The following is a 15,662-nucleotide window of genomic DNA, read 5'->3' as shown; positions in this document are numbered from 1 at the left end:
AAATTGTCAGACAGCGAGCCAATATCCCTTGTGAATATCGAACTTCACGGCGCCGTCGTCACGCATCTTCAACAAGAGCGATTGGCAATCGTCCTCATGCTTTATGTTCACGCGCTTCATGATTTCGAAAACCTTCAGAGGCTTTTCGCCAAGGGCAATCAGAATCTTTTCTCGATCAGTCATTGGGGCTCCTTGTATCGGCATCGGCGACGGTACGCGCTGTACAGATCGTCTGCAACGGCCGCGTTCGCTTGACAAGGTCCGTTCCGGGTCACCAGGCCCGAAGCTGCCGCGCCAATACAACAGCCCGGAGCGAGCTTCGCTACCCCCAGCGCGACGACCACACCGGATACGTGCTCTTTTCGTTCGTGCACGGCCCGCGAGGGTGTCAGGCAAGCTCGCCTGCTGATGAGTGGGAGGTGACAGCATCCACGATCCTTGCCTTTCCGGTCGACGGAAGCGGTTTCCGCATTTGATGATGAAGTCGGACATCTCCGTAAAGCGGAAGTCAGCCATAACGCCAATTATGTCGGCTGAGGGCCATGAGCAGACGTACTACGCTCGTTCAACGCGGATCGAACTGTGCGCCTTCCAAAAGGTACCGAAGCGCTCACCACCGGCTTCGTTTCGCCCATATTGCCTCACCAATGAGGCAGGATATTCGCGGCTCCCTTTCGGTCACCGAAACGATCCGGTCCCTGGGCACGCCGCCGGCAACCTCGAGCACGAGCTTTGTTCGGATCGCCTCCTTGAACCCGTCACGGCTTCTGATCGTCACCATAAACGAGCCTGACCCGCCAATCACACAATCCTCGTAATAGAGATCGAGTTCGTCGATGTCCATTTGCGACGAAAGTCTTCCTTCGAGCATGATCGGCAATCCGTTGATGGTAATGCCCCTTGCCAGCGCCGCATCGCGTGCGGTGGTAACTGGGCTTCCGTCGTTGTTCACGCCATCGCCGGAAACGTCGATCACACGCCGCAGTCCACGATACGGATCCGCATCGAACAGCGGCAATGCGAAATTTATCGCGCCAGAGATCGAGGTGCGTGAGCCCGTGCGAACCGGCGCTTTCGCGATTTCCGCCGCCACCGCAGCTGCAGATTCGCGGCTGTCGATCAATCTCCACGGCACGATGATTTTCTGATCGTTCGGTCCAGACCATTCGACATAGACCAGGGCCAACCTTCGGTTCGGCCCGGCCTTGAGCGCCTGGAGAAATTCGTTGGAAACGATGGCCTCCGCGTAACCCTCGCGCTGAAGCAAAAGCTCGCCAGGATCCATTGAATAGGAGACATCGACAGCAAGAACGAGTTCGACATCGACCGATGGATGCTCGCTGCCGGCAACCACTCGGTACCCCGAATTGAGGGCGGCCGTGTTGGCGACTTCACCTCCGGCGATCACTCCAGCGATCAATGCCGCTGCGATGGAGACACGATGAAGCATGGTAGCCTCGCGCTGGTTCCTCTTCATGGTGGCAGAAACGCCGCTGCCTGATCGATCGGTCCAGTGCCGGGTGCGGATTGATGCGAGCGCGCGAAGACGAACCGAGATGTCACATGTATTTCGGAGGCGGCTTTGCCGTCCTGGCCGATGAGGATCAATCCGGCGCCGCCATTTGCTACATTCAGAACCATCGGCTCGCCACTCCACGTCTTGATTGGCTCCATTCCGATGATGAGAAATTCACCGATAGGCTGGTCAAGATATTGGATGCGCAATTGCGGGCCGACTTCGGCTGCCGCGAGTTCGAAGCCGAGCTGTCGAGCACGCGCGTAAACATCAGCCAAGGTCACGGTATCGGAAGTGAATCCAAGCTGGGCTGGCGATACGAGGACAAGCTCCACGTCTGTCTTGCGAGAGCCAAGGATGAATGTCGGTCGAGCAAGTATTTCAGCGGCCTGCCCCCCGATACCGCAGCCCATGCCGTCCAGCTTATTGCGCAATCCAAGCGGATCAGCGAAGGTACCAATGGTAATGGTCTTCCATGTCGCCACATCGCGGCCGGACTGAATGAGTTGCTGGGACACTTCGGCGGGGCGCGTCTTGAGCTTCAGCTGGTTTTGCAAGACATCGCGAGCCGTGCATTGAGCCCGCGCTGGATTGGTTTCGAACTGAACGATGCAGGCCGCGCACAGTATCGACACAATGAAGTAACGGCTGCCCCGGCGCGCGCGCGAATGACGGTCGACTCCGCCGCAATGCGCCCTTCCCGCTGTGATGGCTATCGAAAACCTCTTCCGCATTTGCAATCTCGCGAGAAGAAAGAAACCATCGTCTGCTGCTGCGCACTGGACACACTCCGCGCCCTGTGAGCGCGGTGCAGCTTTCTCGGTATCGCGCTATTCGGTTACCGCGGGCTCCGGGCAGCGGTTCTCCGGTTGTCAACGTAGTGCAGGTCTGCGGCAAAACCGTACGAAAAGGCACGATAAAGGACGAAATCGGGCTCTGCCGCTGCCTTGAGACGCACTTTCAGGTCCGCTAAGATCAATGGCGGGAGGTGCGCGCATGACCTGCCTGCGGCTGAACGGATACACGCTCAATTTGGATCAGGCGCAGTTATTTGACCGGCACGGCCAGGCCGTTGAGCTGCGGCCTCAGGCTCTGGCAGTGTTGCTTGAATTGGGGCGCCGTCCCGGAGAGCTGGTTACAAAACTCGATCTCGGTACGCGAGTGTGGCCGGGCGTTTCGGTCACCGACGACTCGCTCGTGCAATGCGTGGTCGAGATCCGGCGCGCGCTCGGTGACAGCCGGCAGCAAGTCGTGCGGACGATGCCACGACGTGGTTACCTTCTGATCGTTGACGCAGCCGACACGGCGCCGCGCGATGTGCGAAGATTCTATCGCCTGGCCGCCGCCCTTGCGATGGTGGCAGTCGCGATCGTGCTGGTCTGGCAACTTCTACTGCTCGGCGCCGGCTCCGGGCCCCCCAAGGTACGCAACAGGATGGTGGCCGACGTTGCAGTTCTACCCCTGCGCGTACTCAACACCTCTCAGGAAGGCAGTCCGGACGGCAACGGATTAGCCTACATGATTGCCTCCGAACTTGCGCGCAACCCCGACCTGCACATCGTCTCAACCCTCGCCACAGCCGAGCTTAGCGGCAAGAACCTGCCGCCGGCCCAGATCGCCGCGATGACCCACGCTCGCTACCTTGTGGATGGCAGCGCAGAGAGACGCGGCGACCGGCTGCAGCTCCACGTGCAATTGATCGATTCCAGCAACAACCGCATCGTCTGGAGCGGCCGGTTCGAACCCACTGCGCAGGACCTGCCCGACGTTACTGAAACGTTGATCTCTCGGATCAGCGCCTCGCTTGGTGCAACCGTGCGCGAGTCGGACCGGGCGGCGTTACGGAGCCGCGCGCCGGCCTCGCTTGATGTGCATGCGCGCGTGCTGCGCACGCTTGCGCTGACCATGGCACCAAGTTCCGAGAGCCTCCGCCAAGCGCGGCAGGAACTCGAACTGGCGGTCCGGCTTGATCCGAACTACGCGCCCGCGTGGACGGGACTCGGACTGGTGAAGAAGATGCTGATTTTTGGCCATCACGATCCTGGGCTCAGTCGTCAGGACTTGCCGCAGGCGATCGCCGACGTCAGGCGCGCGATTGCGCTGGACCCGCTGCGTGCCAGTTCGTGGCGAGTGCTGTCCTTGGTAACCGACGCAGGTCAGGACCCTGAGTCAGCGGTGAGCGCGGCCGAGCGGGCGATCGAGCTCGGCCCTGGCGATCCGGACAACTGGGTCGTCCTTGCCGGTGCATTGCATTATGCCGGTCGAACCCAGGCAGCGATTGAAGCCTTCGAGAAGGCGATCTCCTGGAACCCGGTACGCCCAGCACACTACGCGCTCTACGGGGCAAGGCTGCGCTATTCCGTGCAGGATTACGAGGATGCGCTGCGTTTCGCCCGCGAATGTATGGATCGAACACCTGCGATAGGTGTCTGCAAGGCGGTCTGGCTATCGTCGCTTATTCGTACCGGCCATGCCGCCGACGCGGAGGCGGCGTGGCCCGCTTTGGTCGCGGCCGCACCCTCTTTGCAGACGTACCGGATGACGCCGCGGAATACGCCGATGGCTCTGGCGGTTGATGAGGACCTCGACAGACTTCGCAAGAGCAACACCTCGGCAATGGCCCAGTAAAGCTTCAGGCGCGTGAACCTAATGTGATCATTCCAAGTTGGCCTTTTTCGGCGCAGAAGCGGCTTCGAGGCCGTTCCGGATGGAGTGATCCGCGTCGCTTTGCCGTTTGAGGCCGGTGTCAGCTCGTTCTAAGGGCCAACAGGCGACGTCCAGAAGCTACCAACTGAAGTGGGCTTTATTCAACTGTCTCTCTTCAATTTCGACATGACATCATCTCCGCCCGTGAGAACGTATCGAAGCGCGTACCCGATCAGCCAAGACGCCGCCGCTAGGCCCAGGCCAACCATTGCTAGATAGATGTTGATTCGATCCCAGGCGAAGCCAGCGGCAATAAGCGTCATCCATGCTTGCGCTACCGACCTGCCGCAGGTGCATGCCGCGCCTGCGCGCGCCCAGGTGCTCTTGGCGGCCGAGGGGATGCGACGCACATCGCGCGCTGCTCGAACTGTGGCTGGACGATGCGGTAGCCTGATGAGGCATTCGCGAATTTGTGTGCGTGTCAGTCACGGAGATCGCCATCAATATCTGGACTCTCCGGTTCCACGCGCCATAATGAGGCGATGGACGGGATATCCAAAACCTTAAATTGTGCGCGTTGCGGCAAGCCGCTGGTCCTGATAGCGCGACCGGATGGCAAGGGCCCACTCCGGCCGACATGCTTGCATTGCGAGGAAGCCGATCCGATCACGTCGCCCGAGGTCGCCAGGTGGTTTGCTGGGGAATTGCAGCCGCCGAAGGGATAGGCCGTGAGGATCGCTGCCATGGCCGTGACTGCCGCATAGTGCCGAGCTTGAGATGCTCGGGGACGACCGTCGTTGGCCTCAATTGTGTCGACAAATTACGGTACTGATTCGCCAGTGAGCCAGCGTCTCGCAATCGGTTGGTCCTTTGGCCTCTGAACTCACAAGTCACCGACGCGAGTGGCATGCAATGGGGCCCGGCCCAGCCGGGCCTTTTGTCCTTTGTGAATTATGTGCACTCACTGCACTTGGGCCCACCGCGCCGCATCGCGACCAAGGACCCTCGTTGGCGCGAACTCACAAATATTCGGCCTGAACTGCCAAGATACAAACTGCCCTTTTTACTATGGCGACCCAGTTGGCCCAACGCACGGGGTGCACTTCGACCGGGGATCGATGACCAATGCGCGTCTTTTTTAGTTGCTTGTTTTGCGGGACGCTTCACAGCGCTATCCAAATAAGGCGGCCGGTCGTGGCAAGCGGGCGCTTCGATTGCAAAGCGTGCGGGCAGACACTGCATCGATGGTGGGCCGTATACGACTTTACAGATTGGAAGGGGCCGCTCGACCAGTAGCGGGCGCGGCCAATCCGGGTCGCCGCACCTTGCCGGCCCCGCTCAAATGCGCCTATGCCCGTCCTCACCCGCCGGCGCGATCCGCACCGCAGCGATTGCTGGCACATCCACTTTGACGACATCACGAAAGCCGTCGGAAACCCCAGACTCGTCCGAGGTTTGGCAATGGCAGTGCGGCTTCTATCCCGGCTCGAAGCCCGGCGAGCACTGCAAAGGCTCGGCGCCGTCGTTCGAGCCGCGCGGCGTTCGAGGTGGCATGGAGCGAATATCTGCCCAAAAGCACAGAGGCCAATTTCCGGGCCTCGCGCGTTCATGAGGCGTGGACTCGCGAGAAATACGCGCGCTTTGATTGCGGCGAACGGATACCGTCGGACTGGCGTCAGCGTGGCTGAATCCGATGGTTGCTTACGCCGCTTTGACACTCGGATCGTGCTACCCAGCGGCACCGAGCTCATCACGTTGCCCGATGCGATCCGGCACTTCAGCGAGACGGTGCCGAAACGCGAGCACAAGCACCCGCGCGTACTTCTCGCCGCCACCGCGCTGACCGACGCCGCCGAGGGCCGAACCGCGCAGCGATTGCCTCGGATACCGCTGCGCACCTCCTATCGTCCGCATCTCAACATATCCTCGGATTGTCGCCATTGTCGCAAATGCGGCCGGGCACGCCCCGGACCGACGGACCGAACCATATTGGAATGCCCTCCCAGACAATCCAGCAGCCGCCGGGGCCGGTATTGAATATATGACAGGGCTTGCCGTACACCGTGATGCGCGTTGGCCCGGCTGCGAATTTCTCGCGAGCCACGGCGGTCGTTGTAAGGACGGTGATCGCGATCAATCCAGTCGCCAAGAACTTGATTGTGGTCATCGAGCTTGTCCTTTTGACCCTTGATGGGGGCTGCGACCTTAGCCTGTTTCCTGGGCCAGTGGAGGACCGGATGCGCTTGCTCGTTCGCATCCTGCCTGACGAAGCTCACAGTAGGTAACGGCAAGGACCTATTTGCCCAATCGTCGCAAAGAGTGGCGTTTGGCGCCGGAACGAGGACAAGAGCAAGACGCCCCGGCTCTGTGATTTATTGGGCCTCAAGCGCTTCACGCCGCACGATCTCCGCCGAACGGCGCGCGTCGGCGGTCAAGGCGTCAAGTAAAGCGCGAGCCACGCCAGTCGATTAGACTATTAGGCTCGTAAAGAAGGGCTTGGTTATCTCGACGACCGAGGGTTCTCTCTCATCAGGAGTGGCGGCGGTGACAAACTCGCTTTTGCAGTTAAAGCAGCGCCAAAGGTCATGGATTTCTTGGGCATTGACGCGCTCGCGCCACTCTAGATGGACCAACCCAGAACCACATTGAGGGCATTTTTCTGGATGGGGCGTCGAGAAGATTGATGCCATGTGGAACCTCCCTCGTTTTCGGCGCAGCGTACGACTGTCTGGGCACCTTGGAATTGATCCACAACAAACAATTTGCCCATTTGTCATCGCCGGGCGGCTTCCAGGTCCGGGACCGTCGAGTGCTGGCGCGCGCCCTCCGCAATCGGGCCTTGCCAGTTGGTACACAAAGGGCGGCGATGTGGCGCATGTCGAATACGGAAGCCGTGATCTTCATGGGTTGGAACGCCCAGAGCCCGCATAAGGTTAGATAGATTGCGCACCATCGCGGCGGCCTGGCCGCACGCTGGATTGGAGGCAGCACATGAAAATCGTGGACGAAGACGGCGAGATCATCGCAACAGCATCCGATGACCATACTTTAATCGGCGGCCACCACCGCCTCGCAGTGGCGGCCAGCCTCGGTAAAAGACTGTTCTGGCGGGATACCGGCGAACCAGTGAAGCTCGATAACTTCTTCAAGCATTATGGAAGTTCTCTTCGACATACAGCCTGAGCCGCTCGCCGAGCGTACGTTGTTCGGTGCATCGCAACAACGCCAACGAGGATTTTTGCCATCGCGCATTCCTGGTTTAATTTTATGCGGTCCCGTACACAAAGGCGGCGCGCGATGTGGCGCAAGTGCGACAATCGATCACCCCCGTTTGGCCCTGGTCTCCGAGGGACCCCGGAAAGCAAATAGGGGCATCGTTGGTTCGCGTCTGACCGCTCTTGCCATCAGCCCGCTCCATTTAAGCTCTCCCTCCCTTTCCCACGCGCCTCTGGCGTGATCGAGGCGGTCGAGGCGGTGCGGCCGGCGGCACTGGCGCAGAGGCGATGCCGCAACGAAGGTTCGAGCGAAAGAAATCAACTGCGACATCTGCCGCAGTTGGGAAGCGCACGGGCAAGAATGGTAACGCCCGCAAGGTGCCGGTCGAGCGGCGCGCCTTGGCCGCCTGGGTCGAGCCTGTGTCACGTCGCGAGATCTGGTCACCTCAAATGACCAATTGCGCGGGCCCGCCGCCGATCTATCAGGTCTGCCTCTTCACGATTTCAAATCCGTTTGCGTGCAATTCCAGCAGTATGCCCTGTGCCAAGTGCGTGCACTCTTCAGACTTGATCCAGTGCGGACTTCTCCAATCCGGGTCGTCTTCCTTTGGGTAACTGGTGAAGGCGGAGCGAATGGCGGCTTCGATCACGTCGATGGGATTGTCCGACATCTGCATCCCTCACGCATTTGGCGAAATAGATCAAAATCCTGGGAATTAAAGAACAAGCCCAGCCGGACACTCACCCGGCGGCCCTCTCCGTTCAGAAGAACGTCACCGCCATCAATGGTTTGATCTAGGTCAACGCTGTGCCTCGGGCTCAGGCACGTGAACGGATCGCACTAAATTTAACGCGGTATGATGAATTGCAAATATATTCATACGGCGCGGTCGCGCGGTCCCGGCACTTGCCTCTGGCCCTCACAAAGGACCCGGAACTGCACCAATGACCGCACCCGGCGCGGCGTCACTGGGCCAGAGAGGGCTGCGGTAATGCCTTGAGCGGTCGTCGGCAGGCGGTCGCCATCGTTTCAAGCGCCCGGCAAATCAGGAGGCGAAGCCGCCGGTACCGCCGCTTTGACCTCCGCCAGCGCCGCTTGCAAGGCGGCTTCCTTAGTGTGGTCGAGAGAAGTCTTTAGCACCGTGCCGCCTTCGCCTTTTAGCCTCTCAAGAACCTTGTCTGCCGTGACTTTGCGCACCAGTACGAAGAGCGCTTCGGTTCCGGGTTGAACGGCGGCAGCGGTCTCTTTCATCCATTTGTCGTTGATGCCGACATCCGTTAAATATCCGCTGAGTGTGCCGGACGCGACGCCAAGGGCAGCACCAGCAAGCGGCATCAAAAAGATCAGGCCAATCAGCGTGCCCCAGAAGGCGCCAGTAGCCGCACCAGCAGCCGTGGTATTGATCAGTTGATTTAGTTTGATGTTTCCGTTGCTGTCTTTCACCGCGATCACGGCATCGCCGAGTTCGATCAAATACTCCTTCTGCATGGCCAGCAATTTTTGACGAACTTCCTCCGCCTTCGCCTCGGTTGGAAATGCAATTACGACAAGGTCACTCATCGTTGTGCTCCTCTACTCGAACGATTGCTGCCCATGAGAGAGAGGATGCGCCCGGTCGCGCGGGACAGGCAAGCCGCTACGGATAGCGGATGACGGGGCTCCGGGCACAACGGGAGGCGCACCCGGCACGGGCGGACCGGCTCGCGAGAACCGACAAGATGAGGCGTCAGGGTGCGAGTCAGGAGACCGCTAACGCCTCTCCCCACACGACGCAGATTTGCGATATCAGCAAAACATGAGCCGCGCGCGGAAATCAGACGCCCCAACGCAGAGCTGCGGTCTGCACCGGGGCATCCCATAATGTCGTGGCTTTGCGATCGAGCACCGATACGGTGATCGAGACACCGGCCATGTCGAGAGATGTGACGTAGGAACCGGTCAGGAAGCGCGTCACCGTGATCCCCGCGCGATCCAGAGTCCGCTTTGCGGCATTGACCATCAGATAGAGTTCGATCAGAGGCGTCGCACCAAATCCGTTAATGAGAAGCAGCACTTCACTGCCCTTGCTCGGCGCAAGATCCTTCAGGATCGCGTCGAGCACCTCGGCGGCGATCGCATCGGCGGAAGCCAACGGTACCCTGCGCCGGCCAGGCTCGCCATGAATGCCGACGCCCATTTCCATTTCATCGTCGGCCAACGTGAAATTTGGCCGTCCGGCGGCCGGCACAGTGCATGGCAATAGAGCTACCCCCATCGAGCGCGTACGCCGGTTGACTTCATCGCCGAGCGCCTTGAGCGCGGCAAGCGGCATTCCGGTCTCGGCAGCGGCGCCGACCATTTTTTCCACGATCAACGTTCCAGCGACACCGCGACGACCGGTCGTGTAGGTCGACTTTTCGACCGCCACGTCGTCGTTCGTCACCACGCTTGCGACTTCTCGGCCGGCCATCTCCGCTGCCATGGTGAAATTCATCACATCGCCTTCGTAGTTTTTGACGATGAACAGCACACCTGCGCCGGTGTCGACGGCCTCCGCAGCCTCGATCATCTGATCTGGCGTCGGCGAGGTGAAGACCTGGCCAGGACAAGCCGCGTCGAGCATGCCCAGGCCGACAAAGCCCGCATGCAGCGGCTCATGTCCCGAGCCGCCTCCCGAAATCAGCGCGACCTTGCCTGGTTTCAACGTGCGACGGCGCACAAATTTGCGCTCGGCGCCGAGAAGCAGGATATCGGCGTGCGCTGCGGCGAGGCCGTCAAGACTTTCTTCGAGTACAGTATCGGCGCTGTTGATCAGCTTTTTCATGAGCGTTCTCCCAGTCCGGTCTAAAGTTCGATTCAATGGCTAACCGACGCTTTCCGCAAAGCGCGCGAGCTGCGCGGCTAAATCCACGATGAGCTGCTCGAGCGCACGATTCTTCTTGTCGTCACCAAGTTCAGGAACGGTCACCGCAATGACACGCGTGCGCGCTTCGCGGTGGGGTGCGCGCAGTCTTCCGGGGTGCGCGCGGCCATACGCATCGAGAAATGCCGCACGCTCGGCGCTGGACAGATGGCAGACGTCGAAGATGACCGCGACATGCTTCGCCGGGATCGGCACCAGATAAGCCGGATTCGTGATTTGACTCACGAATGAACGATTCTTGCCCAGCGCCGCCGCAAGCTTCAGGCGCGTCCCCGAGGGCCGATTGTCGAGTACCTTTCGCAGGATTATTTTGTATTCTGCGACATTCTTGTCACCGGGCGTGTCCTTGCCGACATCGTCCTTCATGAACTCACCTTTGCGATTGCGGCCTTGAGCCGTGCGACGGCAATCGGCGACACAGAGAGAGTTGTCAATCCGGTCGCGAGCAGCGCCGCCGTGAGGTGAGTGTTGGCCGCGGCGTCGCCACAGAGCGAAACCTCGACGCCACGCTTTAGCCCGGCCTCGACGGTCGCGGCTATCAGTGCCAGCACAGCCGGATTGCTGGTATCATTGAGGTCAGCGACTGCGCCGATGTCGCGCGCCGCCGCCATGGTGTACTGGGTGAGATCGTTCGAACCGATGGAATAGAATGCAGCGCCAAAATCCGCTGCACAGAGCGCCGCCGCTGGAACCTCGACCATAATGCCGAGCGGCGGGCGAGCACAGGCAACTCCTTTCGCTTGGAGGGCAGTGAACTCCGCGTCAAGTATTTCGTTCGCGCGGTCCAATTCCGACGGGACCGCAACCATGGGCAACATCACTTTCAGCGTGCCATGGACAGCCGCACGGCAGAGCGCGCGGAGCTGCATGCGAAACACCTCCGGCCGCGCGAGCGAGAGGCGGATACCGCGGAGGCCGAGAAACGGATTGCTCTCACCTTCGACCGTCAAACCGGGAACCTGCTTGTCTCCGCCTGCATCCAAGGTCCGGATCGTCACCGGCTTATCTTGGGCCCAGACGAGAATGTCTCGATAGACCCTGTATTGCGTTTCCTCGTCCGGCAGACCGTGGGCCGCCTCGAACAGGAATTCCGTGCGTACAAGGCCGATGCCGTCGCAAATTGCGGAATCAAGGTTTGCAAGGTCTTCAGGCCCGGCGACATTGAGCAGAACCGCTATCCGCCGACCATTGGCGACGAAGGCAGGCGCAAGGCTGGTCGCCTCGACGACAGCCAGTTCGGCCTTCGCAGCCGCCATACGCAGCTCAAAGAGACGGATGGTCTCCGGCTCCGGATCGAAGATGACCCTTCCGGCGTCGCCGTCTACCAGCGCCAAGACTGGTGGCTGTCCATGCCACGACAACGGACCTAATCCAACGACCATCGGCGCCCCGCGCGCACGCGCCAACATCGCGACATGCGAGGAAGGTGAGCCACTGGCCAGCGCGATCGCGCCGCCTTGCGACCAGTCAGTCGCAAGAAAGGTCGAAGGCGTGATATCTTCAGCCGCAACAATCGAACCGCCCGCGATTCCGGCGACAACGTCCACACCGCCCAGATGCGCAAGCACGCGATCGCGGATGTCAACGATATCAACGGCCCGGGCACGGAAATATTCATCTTCAGCCGCGCGATAGCCGGCGATCTCTAGGTCGAGCGCCCGGCGCCAGGCATGGTCGGCAGCGATCCCGATCGCGATAAGTTCATATGCCGTATCTGTTAGTGCATCGTCTTCCAACATGGCGGCCTGGAACTCCAGAATGTCTGCCGCCTCACTCTGAATCGTCTTGATCTGCTCGGCGAGTTGCGCCCTCGCCCCCCCAATCGCCGCCCGCAGCGCTGCAGCCTCCTGCTCCGGATCCTCGCTCGCCATTCGCCCGGCCACGGCCGCAGTCAGCACGGCGACCGGCCCGAACGCGAGGCCAGGCGATGCGGCACGGCCGATAAGCTGGATCTCTGCCACTGCCGTTAAGCCTCACCAAAACCGTCATGCACAAGTGCAAGCATGGCAGCAAGCGCCACCTCTCCGTCCGGTCCGGCGACCCGGAAATGCAGCGTCGCCCCTTGTGGGGCCTTCACACGCATCACCTTCACCGGACTCTTGGCATCCGTCCAAGGCCCGTCTCCAGAGAGGGCGAGTTCGATCTTTGCGGCAAACCTCTTCGCACACTGCGTGAGCTTGACCGACGGCCGCGCATGAAGTCCGACCTTGTTGACGAGAACCGCCGAGGCGGTCAGCGGCACCGACGTCTCACCTGCCCGGCTGGCGTGGGCATCATGCATAGAATTCCTCCGCGCTACGCTTGACGGCTGCGAGCGATGAGCCACCCGAGGATTCCGTCGCTGCAATCACCGCTCCTTCGACCACCGGAGCATTGCAGACGACGACGCGCGCCCTTCGATCTTCAGCCAACATTTCCACCGCCATCTCGGAATTTGTCTCCGCTCCACCGAGATCAACGAGCACAGCCACACCTGCTGCGGACCACGCCGCCTCGATCGCCTCCAGGATTCCAGCAACATTCGTGCCGAGCCCTCCATCGACATCGCCGCCGGTCCAGGCGAGCGGCACCGCATTGCCCACCATCTGGCGCACCATATCTGCCGCGCCTTCCGCTATCTTGGGCGAATGTGAAACGATAACGATTCCGACATTGCCGCCATTTGGATTGTTCATGACCTTGCCTCGAATTCCAATACTTTGACTGCAGCCCCGATCAACAGGGACGTTGAGCGCGAACCGGGGTCCATGTGACCAATGGAGCGTTCGCCGAGAAAAGAAGCCCTGCCGCGAATAGCGAGCATCGGCGTCGTGCGATCTGCCGCCTGCACCGCTTCTAACGCAATCGCCCGCGCGTCGCCGCCTGCAGCCAATACCGCTTGCACGGGCACCAGGACATCCAGCAAGGTTTTCTGTCCTGCCTCCGAGCGTCCGCGCGCCTTTACGGCATTGATTGCCATATCCGTAGCCGCGACAAACTCCGCGCGTGTTGGCTGCTCTGGAAGCGCCTTGCCCAACTCCATGAAGAAGGTGCCAACCAGCGGCCCAGAAGCCCCGCCGACCTTCATGACCAGCGTCATTCCGATCGACTTCAGCATTTCTGGCAGAGACTTGTCCGCAAGGCCGGGCAACGTCGCGAGCACGGCCTCGAAGCCGCGTTTCATGTTCAGCCCATGATCGCCGTCACCGATCGCCTGGTCGAGGCTGGTCAGTTCGTCGGCGTGCTGGATCACCGATTCCGCAAGCGCCCGCACCAGATTCTCCCTAGAGGTTCGATCGAGACTCATGCCGCGACCCTCCCGCCGGCCGCATCGAAGAACAGCGGCCTGTTAAGGCGTAGCGACACGACGTCGCCAACGTCTAACCTCGCCTCAGGGTCCGCCAACGTCACGACAGGTTGGCCGCCGAGATCGAGATGGACATGGCTCTGGTCGCCGAGATGTTCGACCCGCGTGACGGTGGCCGACACGTCCCCGCCGCTGCGTGCGATTGCCAGGTGCTCGGTACGAGCGCCAATCGTCTTAACGCCGGGCGGAACGCCGGCAAATAGAGTTGCCGGCAGCAGGTTGATCATCGGCTGGCCGAGCCGGGCAGCGACATAGGCGTTGACCGGGTTCTCGTAAATCTCGCGCGGCGTGCCGATCTGCATCAGCCGCCCGGCCTCCATCACGCCGATGCGCGATGCCATGGTCATAGCCTCGGTTTGATCGTGGGTGACGTAGAGGATCGTCGCGCCGAGATCGATCTGGATCCGCTTAAGCTCCAGGCGCATTTCACCGCGCAGCTTGGCATCGAGCGAAGAAAGCGGCTCGTCCATCAGGTAGATCGAGGGCGAGCGCACCAGAGCGCGGCCAATTGCAACGCGCTGCATCTGCCCGCCCGATAGCTGGGTCGCCTTGCTGTGGAGCTTGGCCTCGATATGGAGAAGACGCGCAACCTGTTCGACCTTTGCGCGAATTTCGGCATCCGACAGGCGCCGAGTCGGCGCGCGTAGCGCAAAGGCCATGTTCTCGAACACGGTCAGATGCGGGTACAACGAATATTGCTGGAATACGAAGGCGACGTCACGATCCGCCGGCGCATCACTGGTCACATCGCGTCCGTCGATGCGGACCGAGCCGCTGTCGGGCGCCTCTAATCCGGCAACGAGACGCAGCGTGGTTGTCTTGCCGGCGCCGGTCGGCCCCAGCAACGCAACGAATTCGCCATCTCCAATGGTGAGGGACAGATCGACGACGGCTTGCGTCTTGCCAAACGCCTTGGAGACCGCCCCGATCTCGACTTCAGCCATGCTTGCCTCCCTCGTGCAATGCGGTGCGTATTGCCCGTCCCGACCCCTGGTCGAAGAGCGACAACGTATCGGGCCGAAAATCGAGCCCGACATTCATCCCAATCCGAAAGGGCATGCTGGCGGGCGAGCGGGCCTTGAGAGCGCCGTAAGGCGTCGTCACCGTCACGATCTGCGTCGTGCCGAGATATTCCGACCCATAGATCTCGCCCCGCACCATGCCGCTATCGGAAAAACGCACATGCTCGGGTCTGACGCCCAGGACAAGGTCGCTCTCCACCAGAGCCTCGCGTGCGGTGGGTATCGCAACGTCGCGATCCCCGAGCCGGATCGCCTGCGCCCCGGCTTGCAGGCTGCCGCGAAACGGCAGGAAATTCATCGCTGGAGAACCGATGAAGTCCGCGACGAAGAGCGAAACAGGCCGGTCATAAATGTCGCGCGGACTCGCAATCTGCTCGACCACGCCGTTGTTCATCACCGCAATCAGGTCCGCCATTGCCATGGCCTCCAGTTGATCATGCGTGACGTAAACGGTGGTCGCGCCAAGCCGGTCATGCAGCGCGCGCAATTCCTGGATCATCGCCTCGCGCATCTCGGTATCGAGCGCTCCGAGCGGCTCGTCCATCAGGAAGCACTTCGGCTTGCGGACGATCGCCCGCCCAAGCGCGACGCGCTGACGGTCGCCGCCGGTGAGGGTCGAAACCGACCGATCAACGAGGTGGGAGATACGCAGGATCCGAGCGGCCTCCACCACGCGCCGGTCGCACTCCGCGGCTCCGATGCCCTCGCATTTAAGCGGAAAGCCGATATTGCGCCGGACATTCATGTGCGGATAGAGCGCAAACAGCTGGAAGACGAAGGCGATATCTCGCGCGGAGGCACGGTTCATCGTCACGTCCTCACCGTCGAGCCTGATCGTGCCGGATGTCGGCAATTCCAGTCCTGCAATCATCCGTAGCGTTGTCGTTTTGCCGCAGCCGGACGGCCCAAGCAGACAAAGGAACTGTCCGTCATCCACCGTAAAGCTCGCGCCCTTGACTGCGTGAAACTCTCCAAAGGATTTGTTGAGCGCTTCGACCCTGATCTGTGCCATCG

General features: G+C 60.9%; 16 protein-coding genes. 3 read left to right on the top strand and 13 right to left on the bottom strand.

The window, feature by feature from the left end; all coding sequences use genetic code 11:
- Positions 1-6: 6 nt before the first annotated feature.
- Positions 7-183 carry a hypothetical protein gene (locus tag HAP41_RS10080; RefSeq protein ID WP_166102911.1) on the bottom strand — a complete coding sequence of 59 codons (177 nt, stop codon included), beginning with the start codon at positions 181-183 and terminating at the stop codon, positions 7-9.
- A 427-nt stretch (positions 184-610) separates the two neighbouring features.
- Positions 611-1,450, bottom strand: a complete 840-nt coding sequence (locus HAP41_RS10075) for a DUF1194 domain-containing protein (RefSeq protein ID WP_166102914.1) — start codon at positions 1,448-1,450, stop codon at positions 611-613.
- A gap of 113 nt (positions 1,451-1,563) precedes the next feature.
- On the opposite strand from HAP41_RS10075, the gene HAP41_RS50315 reads away from it, so the two are divergent.
- Positions 1,564-2,319: a hypothetical protein gene (locus HAP41_RS50315; protein ID WP_166102917.1), complete on the top strand. Its 756-nt coding sequence runs from the start codon at positions 1,564-1,566 to the stop codon at positions 2,317-2,319.
- A gap of 193 nt (positions 2,320-2,512) precedes the next feature.
- Positions 2,513-4,144, top strand: coding sequence for a winged helix-turn-helix domain-containing tetratricopeptide repeat protein (locus HAP41_RS10065; protein WP_166102923.1), 1,632 nt, complete (start codon positions 2,513-2,515; stop codon positions 4,142-4,144).
- Between the two features lie 1,746 nt (positions 4,145-5,890).
- Here the strand turns inward: HAP41_RS10065 and HAP41_RS10060 are convergent.
- Positions 5,891-6,076, bottom strand: a complete 186-nt coding sequence (locus tag HAP41_RS10060; protein ID WP_166102926.1) for a hypothetical protein — start codon at positions 6,074-6,076, stop codon at positions 5,891-5,893.
- A 1,077-nt stretch (positions 6,077-7,153) separates the two neighbouring features.
- Here HAP41_RS10060 and HAP41_RS10055 point away from each other — a divergent pair.
- Entirely contained in the window at positions 7,154-7,345 is a 192-nt protein-coding gene (locus tag HAP41_RS10055) for a ParB N-terminal domain-containing protein (protein ID WP_028150075.1), read from the top strand.
- A gap of 514 nt (positions 7,346-7,859) precedes the next feature.
- On the opposite strand, the gene HAP41_RS10050 is transcribed toward HAP41_RS10055, so the two are convergent.
- The 10 genes from HAP41_RS10050 to HAP41_RS10005 all read right to left on the bottom strand — a co-directional run bounded on the left by HAP41_RS10050 (position 7,860) and on the right by HAP41_RS10005 (position 15,660).
- Positions 7,860-8,048, bottom strand: a complete 189-nt coding sequence (locus HAP41_RS10050) for a hypothetical protein (RefSeq protein WP_223153873.1) — start codon at positions 8,046-8,048, stop codon at positions 7,860-7,862.
- Positions 8,049-8,407: 359 nt separating this feature from the next.
- Positions 8,408-8,938, bottom strand: coding sequence for a DUF1269 domain-containing protein (locus HAP41_RS10045; RefSeq protein WP_166102930.1), 531 nt, complete (start codon positions 8,936-8,938; stop codon positions 8,408-8,410).
- Positions 8,939-9,191: 253 nt separating this feature from the next.
- Entirely contained in the window at positions 9,192-10,181 is a 990-nt protein-coding gene (gene dhaK, locus HAP41_RS10040) for a dihydroxyacetone kinase subunit DhaK (RefSeq protein WP_028150078.1), read from the bottom strand.
- Between the two features lie 39 nt (positions 10,182-10,220).
- Complete coding sequence (locus HAP41_RS10035; RefSeq protein WP_166102933.1) at positions 10,221-10,646, bottom strand: hypothetical protein; 426 nt, start codon at positions 10,644-10,646, stop codon at positions 10,221-10,223.
- Positions 10,643-12,241 (bottom strand): phosphoenolpyruvate--protein phosphotransferase, encoded by a 1,599-nt coding sequence (ptsP, locus tag HAP41_RS10030; protein ID WP_166102936.1) that lies wholly within the window; start codon positions 12,239-12,241, stop codon positions 10,643-10,645. The genes HAP41_RS10035 and ptsP overlap by 4 nt, the downstream gene beginning before the upstream one ends.
- 5 nt (positions 12,242-12,246) lie before the next feature.
- Positions 12,247-12,561, bottom strand: coding sequence for an HPr family phosphocarrier protein (locus HAP41_RS10025; protein ID WP_028150081.1), 315 nt, complete (start codon positions 12,559-12,561; stop codon positions 12,247-12,249).
- Positions 12,554-12,955 carry a dihydroxyacetone kinase phosphoryl donor subunit DhaM gene (dhaM, locus tag HAP41_RS10020; protein WP_028150082.1) on the bottom strand — a complete coding sequence of 134 codons (402 nt, stop codon included), beginning with the start codon at positions 12,953-12,955 and terminating at the stop codon, positions 12,554-12,556. The genes HAP41_RS10025 and dhaM overlap by 8 nt, the downstream gene beginning before the upstream one ends.
- Positions 12,952-13,566 (bottom strand): dihydroxyacetone kinase subunit DhaL, encoded by a 615-nt coding sequence (gene dhaL, locus HAP41_RS10015; RefSeq protein ID WP_063981217.1) that lies wholly within the window; start codon positions 13,564-13,566, stop codon positions 12,952-12,954. Before dhaL ends, dhaM begins: the two co-directional genes overlap by 4 nt.
- The gene (locus HAP41_RS10010) at positions 13,563-14,570 is read right to left on the bottom strand and encodes an ABC transporter ATP-binding protein (RefSeq protein ID WP_166102941.1); all 1,008 of its coding nucleotides are present in this window, start codon (positions 14,568-14,570) and stop codon (positions 13,563-13,565) included. Before HAP41_RS10010 ends, dhaL begins: the two co-directional genes overlap by 4 nt.
- Positions 14,563-15,660, bottom strand: a complete 1,098-nt coding sequence (locus HAP41_RS10005) for an ABC transporter ATP-binding protein (RefSeq protein ID WP_166102945.1) — start codon at positions 15,658-15,660, stop codon at positions 14,563-14,565. Before HAP41_RS10005 ends, HAP41_RS10010 begins: the two co-directional genes overlap by 8 nt.
- Positions 15,661-15,662: the final 2 nt, after the last annotated feature.

Origin of the sequence: Bradyrhizobium barranii subsp. apii (assembly GCF_011516635.5) — a bacterium.
Taxonomy (GTDB): Bacteria; Pseudomonadota; Alphaproteobacteria; order Rhizobiales; family Xanthobacteraceae; genus Bradyrhizobium; species Bradyrhizobium barranii.
The sequence above is the reverse complement of the archived record's forward strand: the minus strand, read 5'-3'. Positions and strand labels throughout refer to the sequence as shown.

What these genes read in the sequence shown, in the direction of transcription:
- HAP41_RS10080 (WP_166102911.1), bottom strand. Translation starts at nt 183, where the DNA reads ATGACTGATCGAGAAAAGATTCTGATTGCCCTTGGCGAAAAGCCTCTG.
- HAP41_RS10075 (WP_166102914.1), bottom strand. Translation starts at nt 1,450, where the DNA reads ATGCTTCATCGTGTCTCCATCGCAGCGGCATTGATCGCTGGAGTGATC.
- HAP41_RS50315 (WP_166102917.1), top strand. Translation starts at nt 1,564, where the DNA reads ATGTATTTCGGAGGCGGCTTTGCCGTCCTGGCCGATGAGGATCAATCC.
- HAP41_RS10065 (WP_166102923.1), top strand. Translation starts at nt 2,513, where the DNA reads ATGACCTGCCTGCGGCTGAACGGATACACGCTCAATTTGGATCAGGCG.
- HAP41_RS10060 (WP_166102926.1), bottom strand. Translation starts at nt 6,076, where the DNA reads ATGCGGACGATAGGAGGTGCGCAGCGGTATCCGAGGCAATCGCTGCGC.
- HAP41_RS10055 (WP_028150075.1), top strand. Translation starts at nt 7,154, where the DNA reads ATGAAAATCGTGGACGAAGACGGCGAGATCATCGCAACAGCATCCGAT.
- HAP41_RS10050 (WP_223153873.1), bottom strand. Translation starts at nt 8,048, where the DNA reads ATGTCGGACAATCCCATCGACGTGATCGAAGCCGCCATTCGCTCCGCC.
- HAP41_RS10045 (WP_166102930.1), bottom strand. Translation starts at nt 8,938, where the DNA reads ATGAGTGACCTTGTCGTAATTGCATTTCCAACCGAGGCGAAGGCGGAG.
- dhaK (WP_028150078.1), bottom strand. Translation starts at nt 10,181, where the DNA reads ATGAAAAAGCTGATCAACAGCGCCGATACTGTACTCGAAGAAAGTCTT.
- HAP41_RS10035 (WP_166102933.1), bottom strand. Translation starts at nt 10,646, where the DNA reads ATGAAGGACGATGTCGGCAAGGACACGCCCGGTGACAAGAATGTCGCA.
- HAP41_RS10025 (WP_028150081.1), bottom strand. Translation starts at nt 12,561, where the DNA reads ATGCATGATGCCCACGCCAGCCGGGCAGGTGAGACGTCGGTGCCGCTG.
- dhaM (WP_028150082.1), bottom strand. Translation starts at nt 12,955, where the DNA reads ATGAACAATCCAAATGGCGGCAATGTCGGAATCGTTATCGTTTCACAT.
- dhaL (WP_063981217.1), bottom strand. Translation starts at nt 13,566, where the DNA reads ATGAGTCTCGATCGAACCTCTAGGGAGAATCTGGTGCGGGCGCTTGCG.
- HAP41_RS10010 (WP_166102941.1), bottom strand. Translation starts at nt 14,570, where the DNA reads ATGGCTGAAGTCGAGATCGGGGCGGTCTCCAAGGCGTTTGGCAAGACG.
- HAP41_RS10005 (WP_166102945.1), bottom strand. Translation starts at nt 15,660, where the DNA reads ATGGCACAGATCAGGGTCGAAGCGCTCAACAAATCCTTTGGAGAGTTT.